Annotated in this window: 15 protein-coding genes; 8 read left to right on the forward strand and 7 right to left on the reverse strand. The window is 64.8% G+C overall.

All coding sequences use genetic code 11. The features are described 5' to 3' along the window. Positions 1–70 precede the first annotated feature (70 nt). Entirely contained in the window at positions 71–1,828 is a 1,758-nt protein-coding gene (locus tag V3314_RS13600; RefSeq protein ID WP_338459104.1) for an OPT family oligopeptide transporter, read from the reverse strand. 536 nt (positions 1,829–2,364) lie between these two features. Between V3314_RS13600 and V3314_RS13605 the strand changes: the two genes are divergently transcribed. Further along, positions 2,365–2,520, forward strand: a complete 156-nt coding sequence (locus tag V3314_RS13605; RefSeq protein ID WP_173015084.1) for a hypothetical protein — start codon at positions 2,365–2,367, stop codon at positions 2,518–2,520. 80 nt (positions 2,521–2,600) lie between these two features. Here V3314_RS13605 and V3314_RS13610 read toward each other — a convergent pair whose 3' ends face one another. The 3 genes from V3314_RS13610 to V3314_RS13620 form a co-directional block, all read right to left on the reverse strand. Next, positions 2,601–3,416 (reverse strand): helix-turn-helix domain-containing protein, encoded by an 816-nt coding sequence (locus V3314_RS13610; RefSeq protein ID WP_338459105.1) that lies wholly within the window; start codon positions 3,414–3,416, stop codon positions 2,601–2,603. A 46-nt stretch (positions 3,417–3,462) separates the two neighbouring features. Continuing rightward, positions 3,463–4,512 carry a 5'-nucleotidase gene (locus V3314_RS13615; RefSeq protein ID WP_338459106.1) on the reverse strand — a complete coding sequence of 350 codons (1,050 nt, stop codon included), beginning with the start codon at positions 4,510–4,512 and terminating at the stop codon, positions 3,463–3,465. Positions 4,513–4,677: 165 nt separating this feature from the next. Then, positions 4,678–5,586, reverse strand: coding sequence for a LysR substrate-binding domain-containing protein (locus V3314_RS13620; protein ID WP_338459107.1), 909 nt, complete (start codon positions 5,584–5,586; stop codon positions 4,678–4,680). A gap of 94 nt (positions 5,587–5,680) precedes the next feature. On the opposite strand from V3314_RS13620, the gene V3314_RS13625 reads away from it, so the two are divergent. After that, positions 5,681–6,856, forward strand: coding sequence for an MFS transporter (locus V3314_RS13625; RefSeq protein WP_046614032.1), 1,176 nt, complete (start codon positions 5,681–5,683; stop codon positions 6,854–6,856). A gap of 47 nt (positions 6,857–6,903) precedes the next feature. Here V3314_RS13625 and V3314_RS13630 read toward each other — a convergent pair whose 3' ends face one another. Then, positions 6,904–7,527 carry a glutathione S-transferase gene (locus tag V3314_RS13630; RefSeq protein ID WP_046614031.1) on the reverse strand — a complete coding sequence of 208 codons (624 nt, stop codon included), beginning with the start codon at positions 7,525–7,527 and terminating at the stop codon, positions 6,904–6,906. A gap of 198 nt (positions 7,528–7,725) precedes the next feature. Here V3314_RS13630 and V3314_RS13635 point away from each other — a divergent pair, with 198 nt between their 5' ends. The 3 genes from V3314_RS13635 to V3314_RS13645 all read left to right on the forward strand — a co-directional run bounded on the left by V3314_RS13635 (position 7,726) and on the right by V3314_RS13645 (position 9,862). After that, on the forward strand, positions 7,726–8,028 hold the full coding sequence (locus V3314_RS13635; protein ID WP_025338583.1) for a DUF3077 domain-containing protein: 303 nt from the start codon (positions 7,726–7,728) through the stop codon (positions 8,026–8,028). Positions 8,029–8,107: 79 nt separating this feature from the next. After that, positions 8,108–8,830, forward strand: coding sequence for a hypothetical protein (locus V3314_RS13640; protein WP_108481894.1), 723 nt, complete (start codon positions 8,108–8,110; stop codon positions 8,828–8,830). 111 nt (positions 8,831–8,941) lie between these two features. Next, positions 8,942–9,862, forward strand: coding sequence for a LysR family transcriptional regulator (locus V3314_RS13645; RefSeq protein ID WP_085601304.1), 921 nt, complete (start codon positions 8,942–8,944; stop codon positions 9,860–9,862). A gap of 168 nt (positions 9,863–10,030) precedes the next feature. On the opposite strand, the gene V3314_RS13650 is transcribed toward V3314_RS13645, so the two are convergent. Then, positions 10,031–11,335: an MFS transporter gene (locus tag V3314_RS13650; protein ID WP_196174171.1), complete on the reverse strand. Its 1,305-nt coding sequence runs from the start codon at positions 11,333–11,335 to the stop codon at positions 10,031–10,033. Between the two features lie 266 nt (positions 11,336–11,601). Between V3314_RS13650 and V3314_RS13655 the strand changes: the two genes are divergently transcribed. Genes V3314_RS13655 through V3314_RS13665 form a run of 3 tightly spaced genes read left to right on the forward strand, consistent with a single transcriptional unit; the run spans position 11,602 to position 13,911 of the window. Further along, the gene (locus tag V3314_RS13655) at positions 11,602–12,765 is read left to right on the forward strand and encodes an iron-containing alcohol dehydrogenase (protein ID WP_046614026.1); all 1,164 of its coding nucleotides are present in this window, start codon (positions 11,602–11,604) and stop codon (positions 12,763–12,765) included. 21 nt (positions 12,766–12,786) lie between these two features. Continuing rightward, the gene (locus V3314_RS13660; protein WP_013972037.1) at positions 12,787–13,101 is read left to right on the forward strand and encodes an NIPSNAP family protein; all 315 of its coding nucleotides are present in this window, start codon (positions 12,787–12,789) and stop codon (positions 13,099–13,101) included. A 33-nt stretch (positions 13,102–13,134) separates the two neighbouring features. Further along, positions 13,135–13,911, forward strand: a complete 777-nt coding sequence (locus V3314_RS13665) for an SDR family oxidoreductase (protein WP_108481361.1) — start codon at positions 13,135–13,137, stop codon at positions 13,909–13,911. A gap of 110 nt (positions 13,912–14,021) precedes the next feature. On the opposite strand, the gene V3314_RS13670 is transcribed toward V3314_RS13665, so the two are convergent. Continuing rightward, entirely contained in the window at positions 14,022–14,957 is a 936-nt protein-coding gene (locus V3314_RS13670) for a cyclase family protein (RefSeq protein ID WP_196183581.1), read from the reverse strand. Positions 14,958–14,971: the final 14 nt, after the last annotated feature.

The following is a 14,971-nucleotide window of genomic DNA, read 5'->3' on the forward strand; positions in this document are numbered from 1 at the left end:
GGCCGCTGCTGCGTGTCCGGGTGGCCACTGGTCAGAACGTGGCTGCGGCATAGCCGCGCGATGCCAACCGCTACAGCATCCGCACCATCTCCCAGAACGATGCCGCCACCCCGGTAATGCTTTCCCCGGCGATCAGCCCCGCTGCGGCCGTGATTGCAAACCGCTCTGTAACGCTCGGCCAACGGCAACCGACCAGCCAGGTAACCACCGCGCCGAGCCCCATCATCATGCTGATCGATGCCGGCAGTATGAACGCCAGGCCCAGCGCGCCGGTACTCGGCAGCCAACGCGCCACCCGCTGCGGCAGCAGGCTGTCCAGCGCGCCCAGCAGTACGCCAGCCGCGCTGCCGGCCAAAATTGCCCAGCGCAGCTCTGGCGCCAGCGCCCCCAGCCCTTGCATCAGGGTCTGGGCCACGGCTTTCCAGGTAGCCACGGCTGGTGCGGGCCATTGCTCGGTGAGCAGCAGGGTCTGCGGGTCGGGAATCAGCAACAGGTACACCAGCACGCCGACCACGCTGCCGATAAGGATGCCCAGGCACTGTGCAATCAGTTGCTTGTGTGGCGTGGCGCCGATCGCTTGGCCAACCTTGAAGTCGTTCATCAGGTCGGTGGCTTGCCCGGCCGCGCCACCGGCGGTGTTGGCGCTCATCAGGTTGATGGCCACCTGGCCCGGTGCAACCAGGCCAAAGCTCAGCTGCGACAGCTTGCCGATGGCGCCGATCGGCGCAATACCGGTGGCGCCGACCACGCGCGCGGCGACCACCGCAAGGCAGATCGCCAAGGGAATGCTCAGCAGCGCCATCCACCAGTCGATGGCGAACAGCAACGCCTGAAGCGCCACCACCAGCGCAATGGACAATAGAAGCCCGCAGGCAGGCGCCAGGGAAAACCGCCCACGGGCGTGCGCTACCCGGCTTGCCTGCGCTTCGGCGAGCCTTTGCCGGGGCATTTGCAACAGGCGGGCCAACAATGAAGTCAGGGTTGCGCATACCATCAGGCTGACGCCCGGCCACAACAGCCATTCCACCAGGGCGGCGAACTGCGGGCCGCTGGCGTTCGGGGCCAGCACCACCAAGGCATGGTCGACCAGCCAAGGTGCCAGCCCGCCCCACGCCAGCGCGGCGCCGAACAGCAGCGTAAGGCCCACCCGGATGCCGATGATGCCGCCGAAGCCGACCAGCATCAGCGAAGGATCGAGCGTGAATGTCAGGCGCTCGAGCACTGGCGAGGGTGCCCAGCGCGGTATCGCCCAGACGAACCCGTCAATCCACTTCACCAGCCCCGACAGCAACGCGGCGCTGCACAGTACCTTTATCCGCATCATGGCTTCGTGGCCGTGGCGGTAGATCTGCTGCAATGTCTCCAGGGTCGCCATGCCCTCGGGGAACTTCAGGCCATGGTCATCGAGCAGGGCGGGGCGCAGATACCAGGCGATCCAGATGCCCAGGAAGCTCACGGAGAACACCCAGGCCATCATCGGCAGCGGGTCGAGTTGGTGACCGGTGAGCAGGGTATAGGCGGGGATCGGTGCGACCAGCCCGCCAGAAACGATGGACGCGGCGGCCGAGGCCACGGTCTGGTTGATGTTGCTTTCGTGCAACGTCCATGCGGGCCGGCCGTTGCTGCGCCCTGCCAGGCCCTGCCACAGGGTGAAGCCGACCAGCAAGGCGATGATCGACATGTTGAACGACCAGCCGATCCGAAGGCCCGCGTACACATTCGCGGGCGTTAGCAGAATGCCCAGCGCTACGCCGGTGAGCACCGCCCGCGGGCTCAGTTCACGTTCGATGCGAACCTGGGGAGGGGCGGTGGACGGGGCAGATCTCATGGCAATCCCTTGTCGGAGTGGTAAGCGCGCTTTGCACAACTGAGCCACTGCTGCCACAAAGGTTCACTGTTGCTTCTGGTTGTGAAAGGTGTCCAGCAACAGCCCCGAAGTGCTAGTGGCGACAGCGTCGTGTCTCAAGAAAAGTGCTGTGCACAGGGGCTCGCTTTTGCTGACATTGCCGAATCAAGAGAGATTCGTTCCGAAAACCAGTTGGCCGCGTTGATCACCGCTTTGCATCGCTGTGCCCAAGGCCAGTTGCAGGTCACGCTGGTGGGGGCTGGCCTGTGATACGGCGTTCACGGTGCCGCTGTTCGATGAGTTCATGCGGCGTATCATGCCGGGCGATGATTGGCGGATGGGCTAGCCTGCTTTAAGGGCATGCAAGCCGCAACCACAGGCAACGGTCCTCCCTGATTGCCAGTGCGACTGTAAAGATATGCAAAGTTTCCCCGTGCCATCACTCCGCAGCTCTAGAATCCGCGCGCTGCCGAACCGGCCAACGGCCGGCAGCAGATCTAGCCTTGTGGAGCGTTGCAATGAAGTCGAAACACCTTTTCCGCGCAGCCCTGGTTGCGGCGCTGGTATCGGCCTTGTCAGGCTGCTGGATGTTCATGCCGCCGGGTGGTGGTCATGGCGGTGGCCACGGTGGGGGCGGTGGCTTTGGCGGTCATCAGGGCGGTGGCCCTCGCTAAGCTGACCTTGCGATGGAGCGCACAGCCTCGGCCGGGACGCACAAGCGTACCCGGCGCGAGCGCACACACCTCGGTTCAGCTCACCCCAACCGCCCAAACCGCTTGCGATACTCCGCCGGGGTCACCCCCACATGCTTCACGAACGCCCGCCGCAACGTATCCGCATTGGCAAACCCGCACAGCGCCGCCACCTGCTTCGGTGCCTCTCGCCCAGCCTCCAGCCGCGCCCGCGCAGCATTCACCCGCGCCAGCTCCACCCACGCGGCCGGGGTCATCCCCACATCACCCTGAAACACCCGCGCAAAATGCCTCGGGCTCAGCCCAACCCGCGCAGCCAGGCTGGCAACCCCGTGGTCCAGTGCAGGGTTGGCGGCCACGTAACGCTGCAACCCCTGCAATGCCGAACGCCCGACCGGTGATGTCCCACCTTGCCGGCTGAATTGCAGTTGCCCGCCAGGCCGCTTGAAGTACATGACCAGGTGCCCCGCAACCTGCTTGGCAATATCTCGCCCCAGGTCTTCCTCCACCAGGGCCAGTGCCAGGTCCAACCCGGCCGTTACCCCCGCAGCGGTACGCAGGTTGCCGTCATGCACCTGAATGGCATCGGCATCCACCTGCACCCGCGGATAACGCTCGGCCAGCGGCTGCGCCACGGCCCAATGGGTGGTCACACGCCGGTCATCCAGCAGCCCGGCAGCCGCCAGTGCAAACGCCCCCGTGCACACCGAGCCGTAACGCCGGCAAGCGCCCGCGCGTTGCCGCAGCCAGTCGAGAATGCCGGGGCGCAGGTATTGCTCGGCAGCCTGCGGTGTGCCGGCGACCAGCAGGGTGTCGATGGCCTCCAGGTCTTTGCCGATCCAGCCGTCGGCCACCAGGCGCGTACCAGAAGAACTCACCAGCGGCCCCGGTTCGCAGGCCACCGGCAAATTCAACTGTTGCGCGTCAATCCTGGGGCCGCCTTGCGGCCCTTTCGCGACACAAGGCCGCTCCCACAGGTTCAGCGACAACCTCGGTAGCAACGCTGTACCTGTGGGGTACGTCGAACGCAGAGTCCGCCGCCGAACGCTCGCGATTCGCCACCCCGAACGGCACATGCACCATCGGCAAATCCCCCGCCGGCGATTGCAAATGGCTGCGCTGGTCATCAAAGAACACATGCGGCTTCAGTATCGACAGCACCCTGGGTTTTTCCATCCCGCCCAGAAAGAAGCACTCGTCCGGCGAAACGCCCCAGTCTTTCAACGTCGTCACTACCCGCTCGTGCGAAGGGGCATTGCGCGCCGTCACGATGGCAATCCGCAAGATGCGCTTGTACGCCGGGTCTTCGGCCAACTTGCGGTCCTCGAGCATGCGAATCAGCGAAATCTTGCGGTACAGGTCGGCCAACGGCCCCGGCGAATGCGGTATGCCCTTGCGCACGCGTTCATGCTCCTGAAAATCGTCCAGGTTGTCGTCGCGCTTGTACACGCGCTCGGCCTCGTCATCGGCAATCACCCCGTCAAAGTCGAAGGCCACCCGCAGTTCGGTGTCGATCTCGTCATCGTAGATGCGTGTCGGCAGCACCCGCCCGGCCGGGTAGTTGGCGTCGATGGCTTTCTGCACATCTTCCTCGTTGGCGCTGAGGAACAGCGAGGCATTGAACGCCGGTATGTACTCGTAGGGCGAGCGGCCCGACATGAACGCCGCGCGGGTGATGTCCAGCTGGTAGTGGCTGATCGAGCGAAACACCCGCAGGCCGGTTTCCGGCGAGTTGCGCGACAGCAGCACCACCTCCACCGGCAACTGCTCGGGGAAGGCCTGATTGATGCTCAGGAAGCGGCGGATGAACGGGAACGCCACGCCTTTGGGGAAGGGTTCGTCCAGGTTCTGCTGCTGGTGCTGGCGGTAAGCCTCGACGCCCTGGGTCTGGTAGATGTCGTCCGAGACGGCGAGGTCGAACAGCGCACTCGAAGCAACGCCGATGACCAGTTTCTGTTCGATGGGGTAGGGCATGAAGCAACTCCTGAACATAAGCCGAGGGCAAGGGATCCTGTACAGTGCGATTCTGTAGGAGCGGCCTTGTGTCGCGAAAGGGCCGCAAAGCGGCCCCTGGATTTCAGCAACTGCGCATAGTCTGTTGGGGCTGCTCTGCAGCCCTTTCGCGACACAAGGCCGCTCCTACAAGGCGCTGGGCAGGCCTGACAGTTGCTCCACCAGAAAATCCACGAACACCCGCACCCGCGCCGGCATCGCCGGGCCGCCGACGAACACCGCATGGATCGGCTCGCGATCACCCGGGTTGTACGCCTCCAGCAACGGCACCAACTGCCCGTTGGCCAGGTCGTCGGCCACGGTAAAGGTACCGATGCGCGCCACGCCGGCGCCGAGCCTGGCCAACTGCGCCAGGGCCTCGCCGCTGCTGCATTCGATGTTGCCCGTCACCTTCAATGAAAAGACCTGCCCGTCGCGGCGGAACGGCCAGTCGGGCGCGGCGCGGCGGAAGTTGAAGCGCAGGCAGTTGTGCCGGGCCAGGTCCTCTGGCACAAGCGGCGTACCGCAGCGCGCCAGGTACTCGGGCGAGGCGACGATCACCTGGCCGGTTTCGCCAATGGCACGAGCGCTCAACGAACTGTCCGGCAGGTGGCCGAAGCGCAGCGCCACGTCGGCCTGGCCGCCGAGAACGTCGGCCACTTCGTCGCTGAGGGTAAGGTCGACCAGCACCTGCGGGTAGCGCGCGCTGAACGCTGCCAGCAGCGGTACCACGGTCAAGCGGCCATGGCCCAGCGCTGCGCTGACCCGCAAGCGCCCGCGTGGCACGCCCTGGTCGGTGATGGCCTCTTCCACTTCGAGCATGTCGGCCAGCACCCGCCGTGCACCGCGCAGGTACGCTTCGCCCTCGGGCGTGAGGGTGATCGCTCGGGTGGTGCGCAGCAGCAGGCGGGTGCCCAGGCGCTGTTCGGTGCGCGCCAGGATGCGGCTCACCGCCGAAGGTGTCAGGCCCAGTGCCCGGGCGGCGGCGGACAGGCTGCCCTCCTGGGCCACCTTGGTAAATATTTCCATCTCGCCGGATCTTCCACTGAAGTCCATTTGTGCCTCTTCAGCAAAGGTGGTTCGCAAAAATGCAGTCTAGTGCGGCTTGGCTTCGGATCGTAGCATTTGCAGCACAGATAAGGAGCTTGCCATGCGTATCAATCCACCTCTTGTCGCACTCGCCATCGGTGCCTTCGGCATCGGGGTCACCGAGTTCGCCCCCATGGGCATGCTGCCCAGCATCGCCACCGACCTTGGCGTCTCCATCCCCGCTGCCGGGTTGTTGGTCAGTGCCTATGCGATCGGTGTGCTGATCGGTGCGCCGCTGATGACCCTGGCCACGGTGAAGATCCCGCGGCGTTACCTGCTGATCGGGCTGATGGCCATCTTCACCCTCGGCAACCTGATGTCGGCCTTGGCCAGCGACTACGCCAGCCTGCTGGTTGCCCGCGTGGTCACCTCGCTGAACCACGGTGCGTTCTTCGGCATCGGCTCGATCGTCGCGGCCAGCGTGGTGCCGCCCGAGAAGCGCGCCGGGGCCGTGGCCGCCATGTTCATGGGGTTGACCCTTGCCACCATCGGCGGTGTGCCGCTGGCGACCTGGTTCGGTGAAATGCTGGGCTGGCGCACGGCATTCTGGGGCATCGCCGGGCTCGGCCTGGTAGCAATGACCACCCTCTGGTACGCACTGCCCAACGTGCCGTCGCCCAAGGGCGGCGGGGCCATGGCCGAAATCCGCGTGCTGGGCCGCGGGCCGGTGCTGGCGGCATTGCTGCTGACTGTGGTGGGCTCCAGTGCGATGTTCACGGTATTCACCTACATCGCGCCGATCCTGCAGAGCGAGGCGGCAGCGTCCACCACCTTCGTCACGGCCATGCTGGTGTTGTTCGGTGTCGGCCTGACCTTGGGTAACGTGTGGGGCGGCAAGGCGGCGGACCGTTCGATCGACCGTACCCTGATGCTGTCGCTGGCCGTGCTGATTGCGGTGTTGCTGGTGTTCCCGCTGGTGATGGACTGGCCGCTGGCGACTGCGTTGGCGGTCCTGGTGTGGGGCGCTGCCAGCTTTGCCCTGGTGCCGCCACTGCAGATGCGGGTGATGGAGGCGGCCAAGGATGCGCCCAACCTGGCGTCGGCGGTGAACATCGGGGCGTTCAACCTGGGGAATGCAATTGGTGCGGCGCTGGGTGGGGCAGTGATCAACGCCGGGCTGGGGTATTCGGCGGTTTCCCTGGCGGGTGCGGCGATGGCGGCTTTGGGCCTGGTGATGGTGCTGCTGTTCGCCTGGCGGGGGCGGGCGGGGGCTGCGGCGAGTCAGGTTGCTGTTTAACAGGTGGAGACTTCGGGGGCTGCCAGGCAGCCCCGCAGTTTTGCCCGTCACGGCGTACCGTTACGGCCATGCAGATGATAGGCCGGGCGCTCGCTAAGCCGCTCGTAATAATCGCGCACTGCCGGCAGGTGCGGGTGCTCGAATGGCGTTTCGAACCAGCGGTTGACCGACAGGCCAATGGGGATGTCCGCCAAGGTGAACTGGCTACCAGCCACGTAGGCACCGGTGTTTGCCAGCTGGCGGTCGAGAATGCGCATGTAGCGCGCCCAGTCCGCGCAGCCGGCGGCCAGGGCCTGTGGGTCCTGGTGGGCGGGCGAGTGCCTGACCAGCGACATGAACGCGTAGCTCCACGAACGGTTGAGGTCCGAGGCCTGCCAGTCGATCCACTGGTCGATCCTGGCCCGCGCCTGCGCCTCGCCCGGGTAGAACCCGGTGGCGCCATAACGCGTGGCCAGGTAGCGGATGATGCTGTTGGATTCCCACAGGGTAAAGTCGCCATCCTGGATCACCGGGATCATGGCATTGGGGTTCAACGCAAGGAACTCGGCGCTGTCCGTGGGCTTGAAGCCCGCCCCCCAGTCTTCGCGCTCGAACGGGACCTCGAACTCGGCGCACGCCCACAGAACTTTTCGTACATTGATGGAGGAGGCTCTACCCAGTATCCGTAGCATGGTGTTCATCCTTGTGGGGGGACACCGATCGTCCGTCACTGCCGGGTTGCCGGTCAAGAGCCTGAGTGGTGACGGAGCATCCCCTTTGTAGGGTTCTTGTAGTCCATTTCTGAAAGTAAGCCTTTCCACCCCCAAGGTTATTGTGGCGGGGCAGGCAGCGCCCTAGTCTCGGCACGCTCGTAACCCCGAGGAATGGACATGGACAAAGACACTCCGAAAGAAAGCAGCAACCTCAATGTCGTGCGTGCAGCGGGCCGTTTTGGCAACGGCGGCGCCGAACTGGTGCAGATGAACGCGCAGCTGCCAATGCGTACGGCGCTGATGGAGGCCTCGAGCATCATGGGCTGCATTACCGAACTCACCCGCAAGGCCATCGACCGGCCCGGTGACCGCAAGGCGATGATGCAGGCCACGTATTACCTGGCAGGCATGGCCAAGGCGCTGATCGACGGCCAGTTGCAACAGTTGCGCCAGGCTCGGGGGGGCGAGCAGGAGCCTTAGTCAGGCTTGCCTGGGGGCCTTGAACTTGGCACCCTTGGTCGGTTTGAATCGTCTGTATCACGACAGAAGGAAGTTCGCATTGAGCTGGGACAAGGTGGGGAAACTCCTCGTAGCCGTGCTGCTTGGCCTGATGGTCCTGCTGGCCGCCTATGGGGTGCTCAGGGGCAACCCGCGCCTGGAGGCATCGCTGACCTATGCCTACCTCACCTATCCCAGCCAGTTCAGCGAACGCATCAGCAAGGCCAGCGAGCAGCTCAAGTACGAGCAGTTGCAGGGGCGTATCAATTCCATCAGCGAGGGTGGGCTGAGCCACGATCAGGTCGAGCGGCTGATCGAAATGGCCCAGGCGCCGTATGCCCAACTGTTCGCCAAGCCCTTCGAGGCCGGGCTGGTCGACCACCGTACCGGCCTGCTCATCGAGCTGCGCAACAGCGGTGATGCGCAGGTGCGCCAGGTGAAAATCCGCCTGCCGGCGAAAGGCCTGGTGCAGGTGCGCGATGCAGCTGGCAATGACACCATCCTGGAAACCTCCACCATGCAAGCGGACATCCCCGTCATCGAGCCGGGTGGCGCGTGCAAGGTATGGGTGTATTTCGATGCGGACTACTCGCAGATCCGTCAGGGCGGGGTCAGCATCAGTCACGCCGATGGCAAGGCTGACATCCAGGTGTACCGCGAAGTCATCGGTTTCCCGGCCTGGGTGGCCCGTTACAGCCGCGAGCTGATGGTGCTGCTGGGCGTATTGGCGGCTAGCGTCCTGGGCCTGGGGTATGCCTGCCTGTCGCGCCGCCGCGTGGCGTGAGCTTGCCGGGCGTGTCTTCAGGGCAAAGGTCATTTGCCGCAAACTCAACAATCGCCCGTTGACAACCCTCTATAGTGCTCGGCATTACAAGACCCATGCCGAGCCTGCCCGATGATCCCCTCCCTGGATTCCATTTTTTCCCGCCTGCGCCTGCGTCAGTTACGCCTGCTCATCGAACTGGACCGTTGCGGCTCCCTGCACAAGGCGGCGGAGGCCATGGCGATTTCCCAGCCCGGGGCTACCAAGGCCTTGCGCGAGGTGGAGGAGGTGCTGGGTGTGCCGTTGTTCCAGCGCCTGCCCAGCGGCCTGGTGGCCAATGACGTAGGCCGTTGCGTGGTGCGTTATGCGCGCTTGATCCACAGCGACCTGGGGCATTTGCGCGAGGAGGTGCTGGGCATTGTCCAGGGCCAGGGTGGGCGGCTGGCGGTGGGCAGCATCATGGGGGCCATGCCGACCCTGGTCGGTGCCCTCGGGCGGTTGCGCCGCAAGCAGCCGCAACTGGCGGTGGAGATCGCCGAGAACACCAGTGCCAACCTGCTGGCCCAGCTTGATGAAGGGCGCCTGGACCTGGCCATCTGCCGGCCAGGGTTGGGCCGCAATGCGGCGGACTACGCCTTTGTCGAACTGGCCCAGGAGCCGCTGGCGGTGGTCGCGCACCCGCAGCACCCGCTGGCCGGGGCGGCGGCGCTGGAGGTTGGCGACCTGAGCCAGTACCGTTGGATCGTCTACCCGGCCAACATGCCCATGCGCCAGGCGCTGGAGCGTGAATTGAGCGAGGCGGGGGTGGAGGTGCCACGCTACCCGCTGGAAACCTTCTCCACCTTCGCCACCTTCATGCTGCTGGAAGACGACCCGACGCTGGTGGCGGTGATCCCCAGCGCCGTGGCGGCCTTTGCCGAGCAGCGCGGGTTGCTGGTGTCGCTGGCAGTGCAACTGCGGGCGCTGAGCGAGCCGTTCGGGATCGTGCACCGAGTAGCAGCGCCGCTGTCGCCGGCGGCGCGGTTGCTGGTGGAGGAGCTTAAGGCCGGTTGAGCCCTGTTGCGGCTCCCTGTTGGAGCAATTGTCTCGCGCTGCCTGTCCTGGCCTTATCGCCGGCAAGCCAGCTCCCACAGGTACTGCAAAAACCTTGAAAGCAGCTCGACCGGTGTGGGAGCCGGCTTGCCGGCGATGGGCTGCAAAGCAGCCCCAACCGGCTGTATCTCAGAACTGCCGCTCGCGGTAATCGATCAAGCTGGAAAACACCGCAATCAACACCGCAGCCGCCACAAAGAAGATCAGCGCAAAGAAGTAGTCCCCGCTGAACTGTACGATCAGCCCGATCACGATCGGCACCAGCACCCCGGCCATGTTGCCACAGAAATTCATGGTGCCACCCAGCACACCGGTGCGCGACGGCCCGCCGATGATCGCCGGCAGGCACCAGTACATCCCGCACCAACGGATGAAGAACATCGCCACGCACAGCAGGCTGATCACCGCGACGGTCTCGCCCACATAGGCTGCCGCCAGGATGCACAGCGCCGCCACCAGCGCCGAGCCGCTGAACAGGGTGCGCATCACCAGGTTCGGCGAGGCACCGCTGGCCCGCCAGCGGTCACCGATCCAGCCGCCGATCAGTTCGCCGACAAACCCGCACATGAAGATCAGGAAGGTCGCCCCGCCCATGGCCGAGATGTTCAGGCCGTGGGCCTTGTGCAGGTAGCTCGGCATCCAGGTCAGCAGGCCATAGAACACTGCCAGGATGCAGCTGTAGCCGGCGAACATGGCAAAGATCGAACGGTCCTTGAGCAATTCGCGCAGCGGCAGGCTGGCCTTGGCTGCCGCGGCATGGGCGCTGGCGTTGCCTTCGGTGATGTGGCGCAGCTCGGCCTCGTTCACCCCCGGGTGCTCGCTGGGGTGGTTGCGGATGTACTTCCACGCCAGGATGCCGGCCAATACGGTGCCGACCCCGGCCACCACGAAGGCCAATCGCCACGAGCCCAGCCAGGCAATCAGCCCGGAAATCAGGATCGCACCCAGGGCGCTGCCCAGCGGTGCGCCGCCATCCACCAGCACCGCGCCACGGCCACGTTCGTTAGGCGTCAGCCAGGCGCCATTGAGCTTGGCCCCGGCGGGCATGATCGGCGACTCGGCCACGCCCAGGCCGATGCGTGTCAGCAGCAGTACCAGCCAGTTGTGCGAGGCCGCGCCCAGTGCCTGGAACAGGCCCCAGGCCACGGTTGCCGCACCAATGATGCCGCGGGTGTGGAAGCGGTCCAGCAGCATGCCGCCAGGGATTTGCATCAAGGCATAGGACCAGAAGAACGCACTGAGCATCAGCCCTTCCATGGCCGGCGTCAGGTTGAATTCGGGGGCGATCAGCGGTAGCGCAACCGACAGCGAGGCGCGGTCGATGTAGTTGATTGCGGTCAGCAGCAACAGGATCAGGAAGATGCGCCAGCGCACCGTGGTCATCGGGGCCGCAGCGGGCAGCGCCAGGTCGGCCGGGGAGGGGATGGTCTTCATCGCAGGAGCTCGTTGTTGTGATTATCGGGAGGCGTAGCAACTACGCAGGCCGATTGTTGGAGCGCTGCCGGCATTGCAGGTAATGAAAAGAGCTGATCCGCCAATAACGCCTGCTTATTACCCGGGCAGGGGATAAGCAGCGGTTATTGGCGGATCAGCTCTTTTCATTATCGGCGGCCCTGGCCCGCGCTCTAGATTGCCCCGGCACGGCCCGCCAGCGTCACGGCGGGCACAACAAGAACAACGTAGTTGCCTGAGGACCCCTCATGAGCCAATTCCAGTTCCATTTCCCCACCATTGCCAAATGTGGCGCGGGCCTGGCCGACCAGGCCGGTGCGCTGCTCAAGCCGTACGTGGACGGTACCCTGTTGGTGGTCACCGACCAGGGCCTGATCGACGCTGGTATTCTGGCCGGCTTCTTTGCCTCGCTGGAGCAGGCGGGCATCGACTACCAGCTGTTCTCTGCCGTTGAAGCCAACCCCAGCACCGACGTGCTCGACGCTGCCGTGGCGCTGCTCAAAGCGCGCAACTGCACCGCCGTGATCGGCGTGGGCGGCGGCAGCAGCATCGACACCGCCAAGGGCGTGGCGGCGATGGCCACCAACCCTGGCAACATCCTCGACTACGAGGGCTACGACAAACTGACCCAGCCGCCGCTGCCGATCTTCGCCATCCCGACCACCTCCGGTACCGGCAGCGAATGCACGGCGTCGACCGTGTTCACCAACAAGCGCACGCTGTTCAAGACGGTGATCGTCAGCCCGCGGCTGTTCCCGCGCCTGGCCATCCTCGACCCGGCACTGACCCTGAAGCTGCCTGCGGCCATCACCGCTGCCACCGGCATGGATGCCCTGACCCATGCCATCGAGTCGTATGTGTCGCGCCAGGCCAACCCGATCAGCCAGGCCATGGCCCTGCAGGCCATTCGCATGATTGCCGGCAGCCTGGAAAAAACCTACTTCGTCGGCACCGACATGGCCGCCCGCGAACAGATGCTGCTGGGTTCGTTCCTGGCCGGGGTGGCGTTTTCGCAATCCAAGCTGGGCAACGTGCATGCCATTTCCCACACCTTCGGCGGGGTGTTCAACATCCCCCATGGCATCGCCAACGCCGCCCTGCTGCCTTACGTGATCAAGTTCAACCTGCCGGCCTGCCCGGAGCGCTTCCGTGACATCACCATTGCACTGGGCGCCGATGTGACCGGGCTCAACGTGGAACAGGCCGCGGCACGCACGGTGGACGCGGTGGTGGCCCTGAACCAGGCCATCGGCATTCCCGCGACCATCCGTGAACTGGGCGTGGACCTGGAGTTCCTGCCGCAAATGGTCAGCGACTCGATGCGCAGCGGCAACGTGCTGGTCAACCCACGCCTGACCACCGCACGCGATGTCGAGCGCCTGATCACCGACGCCTACCACGGCAACCTCTGAACCTTTGGCGGAACCACGACCATGTTCTATGAAATGCGTACCTACACCCTGCACATCGGCAAGATGAAGCAATACCTGGAGCACTTCGAAAAGGAAGGCTTGCCGGTGATCTCGCGCTACGCCAAGCTGGTGGGCTGGTGGTACACCGAGATTGGCGAACTGAACCAGGTGGTGCACATCTGGGCCTACGAGAGCCTTGACGACCGCATCGAGCGCCGCGCCGCCCTGTACCGCGATGCGGACTGGCTGGAGCGCTTCATCCCCGTGGCCTTCCCGATGCTGGTGCGGATGGAATCGAAGCTGTTGATGCCTGCCGCGTTTTCGCCGATCCAGTGACCCTGTAACTGCATTGCATCAAGGAGCAACCCAATGGATCTAGGCATTACCGGCCGCTGGGCCATCGTCTGCGCGGCCAGCCAGGGCCTGGGCAAAGGCTGCGCCGAGGCGTTGGGCAAGGAAGGCGTCAACCTGGTCATCAATGCCCGTACCCAGGCCACCCTGGAGCAGACCGCCGCCGAGTTGCGCGCGGCCTGCCCGGGCATCGAGGTGCGCACCGTGGCCGGTGATGTCGCCGACGCCGAGGTGCGCCAGGCGCTGCTGGCAGCCTGCCCGCAGGTGGATATCCTGGTCAACAATGCCGGTGGCCCGCCGCCGGGCGACTTCCGTGACTGGGGCCGCGAGGACTGGCTGAAGGCACTGGACGCCAACATGCTTACCCCCATCGAGCTGATCAAGGCGGTGGTCGATGGCATGGCCGAGCGCGGGTTCGGCCGGGTGGTGAACATCACCTCCGGTGCGGTAAAGGCGCCGATCGATATTCTTGGCTTGTCCAATGGTGCACGCAGTGGCCTGACCGGCTTCATCGCCGGCCTGGCACGTCAGCAGCGCCTGGCGGGCAGCAACGTCACGCTGAATAATCTGCTGCCTGGGGCGTTCGACACAGCGCGCCTGCAGAAGACCTTGAAGGCGGCAGGTGGCGATGTGCAAGCCACCACCCAGGCGCGGCGCAAGGCCATCCCGGCGGCGCGCTTTGGCAATGCCGGCGAGTTCGGCGCTTACTGCGCGTTCCTGTGCAGTGCACATGCCGGGTACATCACTGGGCAGAACCTGTTGATCGATGGCGGGGCGTTCCCCGGTACGTTCTGAAGATGGGGCCGCGCGACACAAGGCCGCTCCTACAAAGGGATGTGCATCCCCCTGTAGGAGCGGCCTTGTGTCGCGAAAGGGCTGCAAAGCAGCCCCAGGATCGAAATCGATCAGTGAATCGCCACGGGGTTGATGTTCACCTGGGTCGAGCCCTTGTACAGCGGCTGGCCAAGCACGAACAGGAACTCGAACACCTTGTCCTTCACAAGCGCGCGGGTGTCGATCAGTTCCAGGTTGTAGATGCCGCGCTTGGCAAGCATGAACTGGTTGACCGGGAACTCTTCACCGGTCGGGTTCGGGTACACCTCCGACGCCCAGGTATCGCCACCAAAGGCAACAATACCCTGGTCCGCCAGCCACTCGGCCGCCGGCAGGTCGATGCCCGGTTCGGTGGCGAGGAACTGCTGGTTGTCCTTGCCGATCAGTTCCAGCCAACCGGTGTTGAACAGCACCACGTCACCCTTGCGCAGGGTAATGCCTTGCTTCTTCAGTACGGCCTTGATGTCGTCGACGGTGAACGAGGTGCCGCCGGGCACGATGGCCTTGCCGTAGTGAGCGGTCATGTCCAGCACCACGCCGCGGGTGACCATGGGCGGTACTTTTTCCACGCCCAGCTTGGTCACGCCTTCGACAGTGACGAAGTCGGCAGCTTTGTTGCCGTTGTAGTAGACATTGTCGATACCGATGTGGCCGATGCCGTTGAGCTGGGTGCCGACGCCGGTCCAGCCGTTGACCAATTCATCGTTGAAGCTGAACTTGTTGCGGCCCAGGGTCTGGCCGGCCTGCTCGCCAGGCTGGATGTTGTACAGGTGGAAGCTGCGGTGGCGGAAGGCTGGCAGGTCTTTGCTAACCGGTACGGCCAGCGGGTAGGTCTTGCCGGTCTTGACCAGGCCAACCGCCTGTTTGACCACTTCGGGGGTGAGCAGGTTGGCGGCGCCGATTTCATCCTGTTTGCCGTAGGGCGAGGTCTGCCAGTAGGCGGCCAGGGTGGCCTGGGCAGTGGACGCCAGGGCGACGGCAAGCAGCAGGGGCTTGAAGCGTTTCATCGGGTACTCCTGAT

Origin of the sequence: Pseudomonas sp. TE3-3-F2023, from assembly GCF_036784815.1 — a bacterium.
Classification (GTDB): Bacteria; Pseudomonadota; Gammaproteobacteria; order Pseudomonadales; family Pseudomonadaceae; genus Aquipseudomonas; species Aquipseudomonas pudica.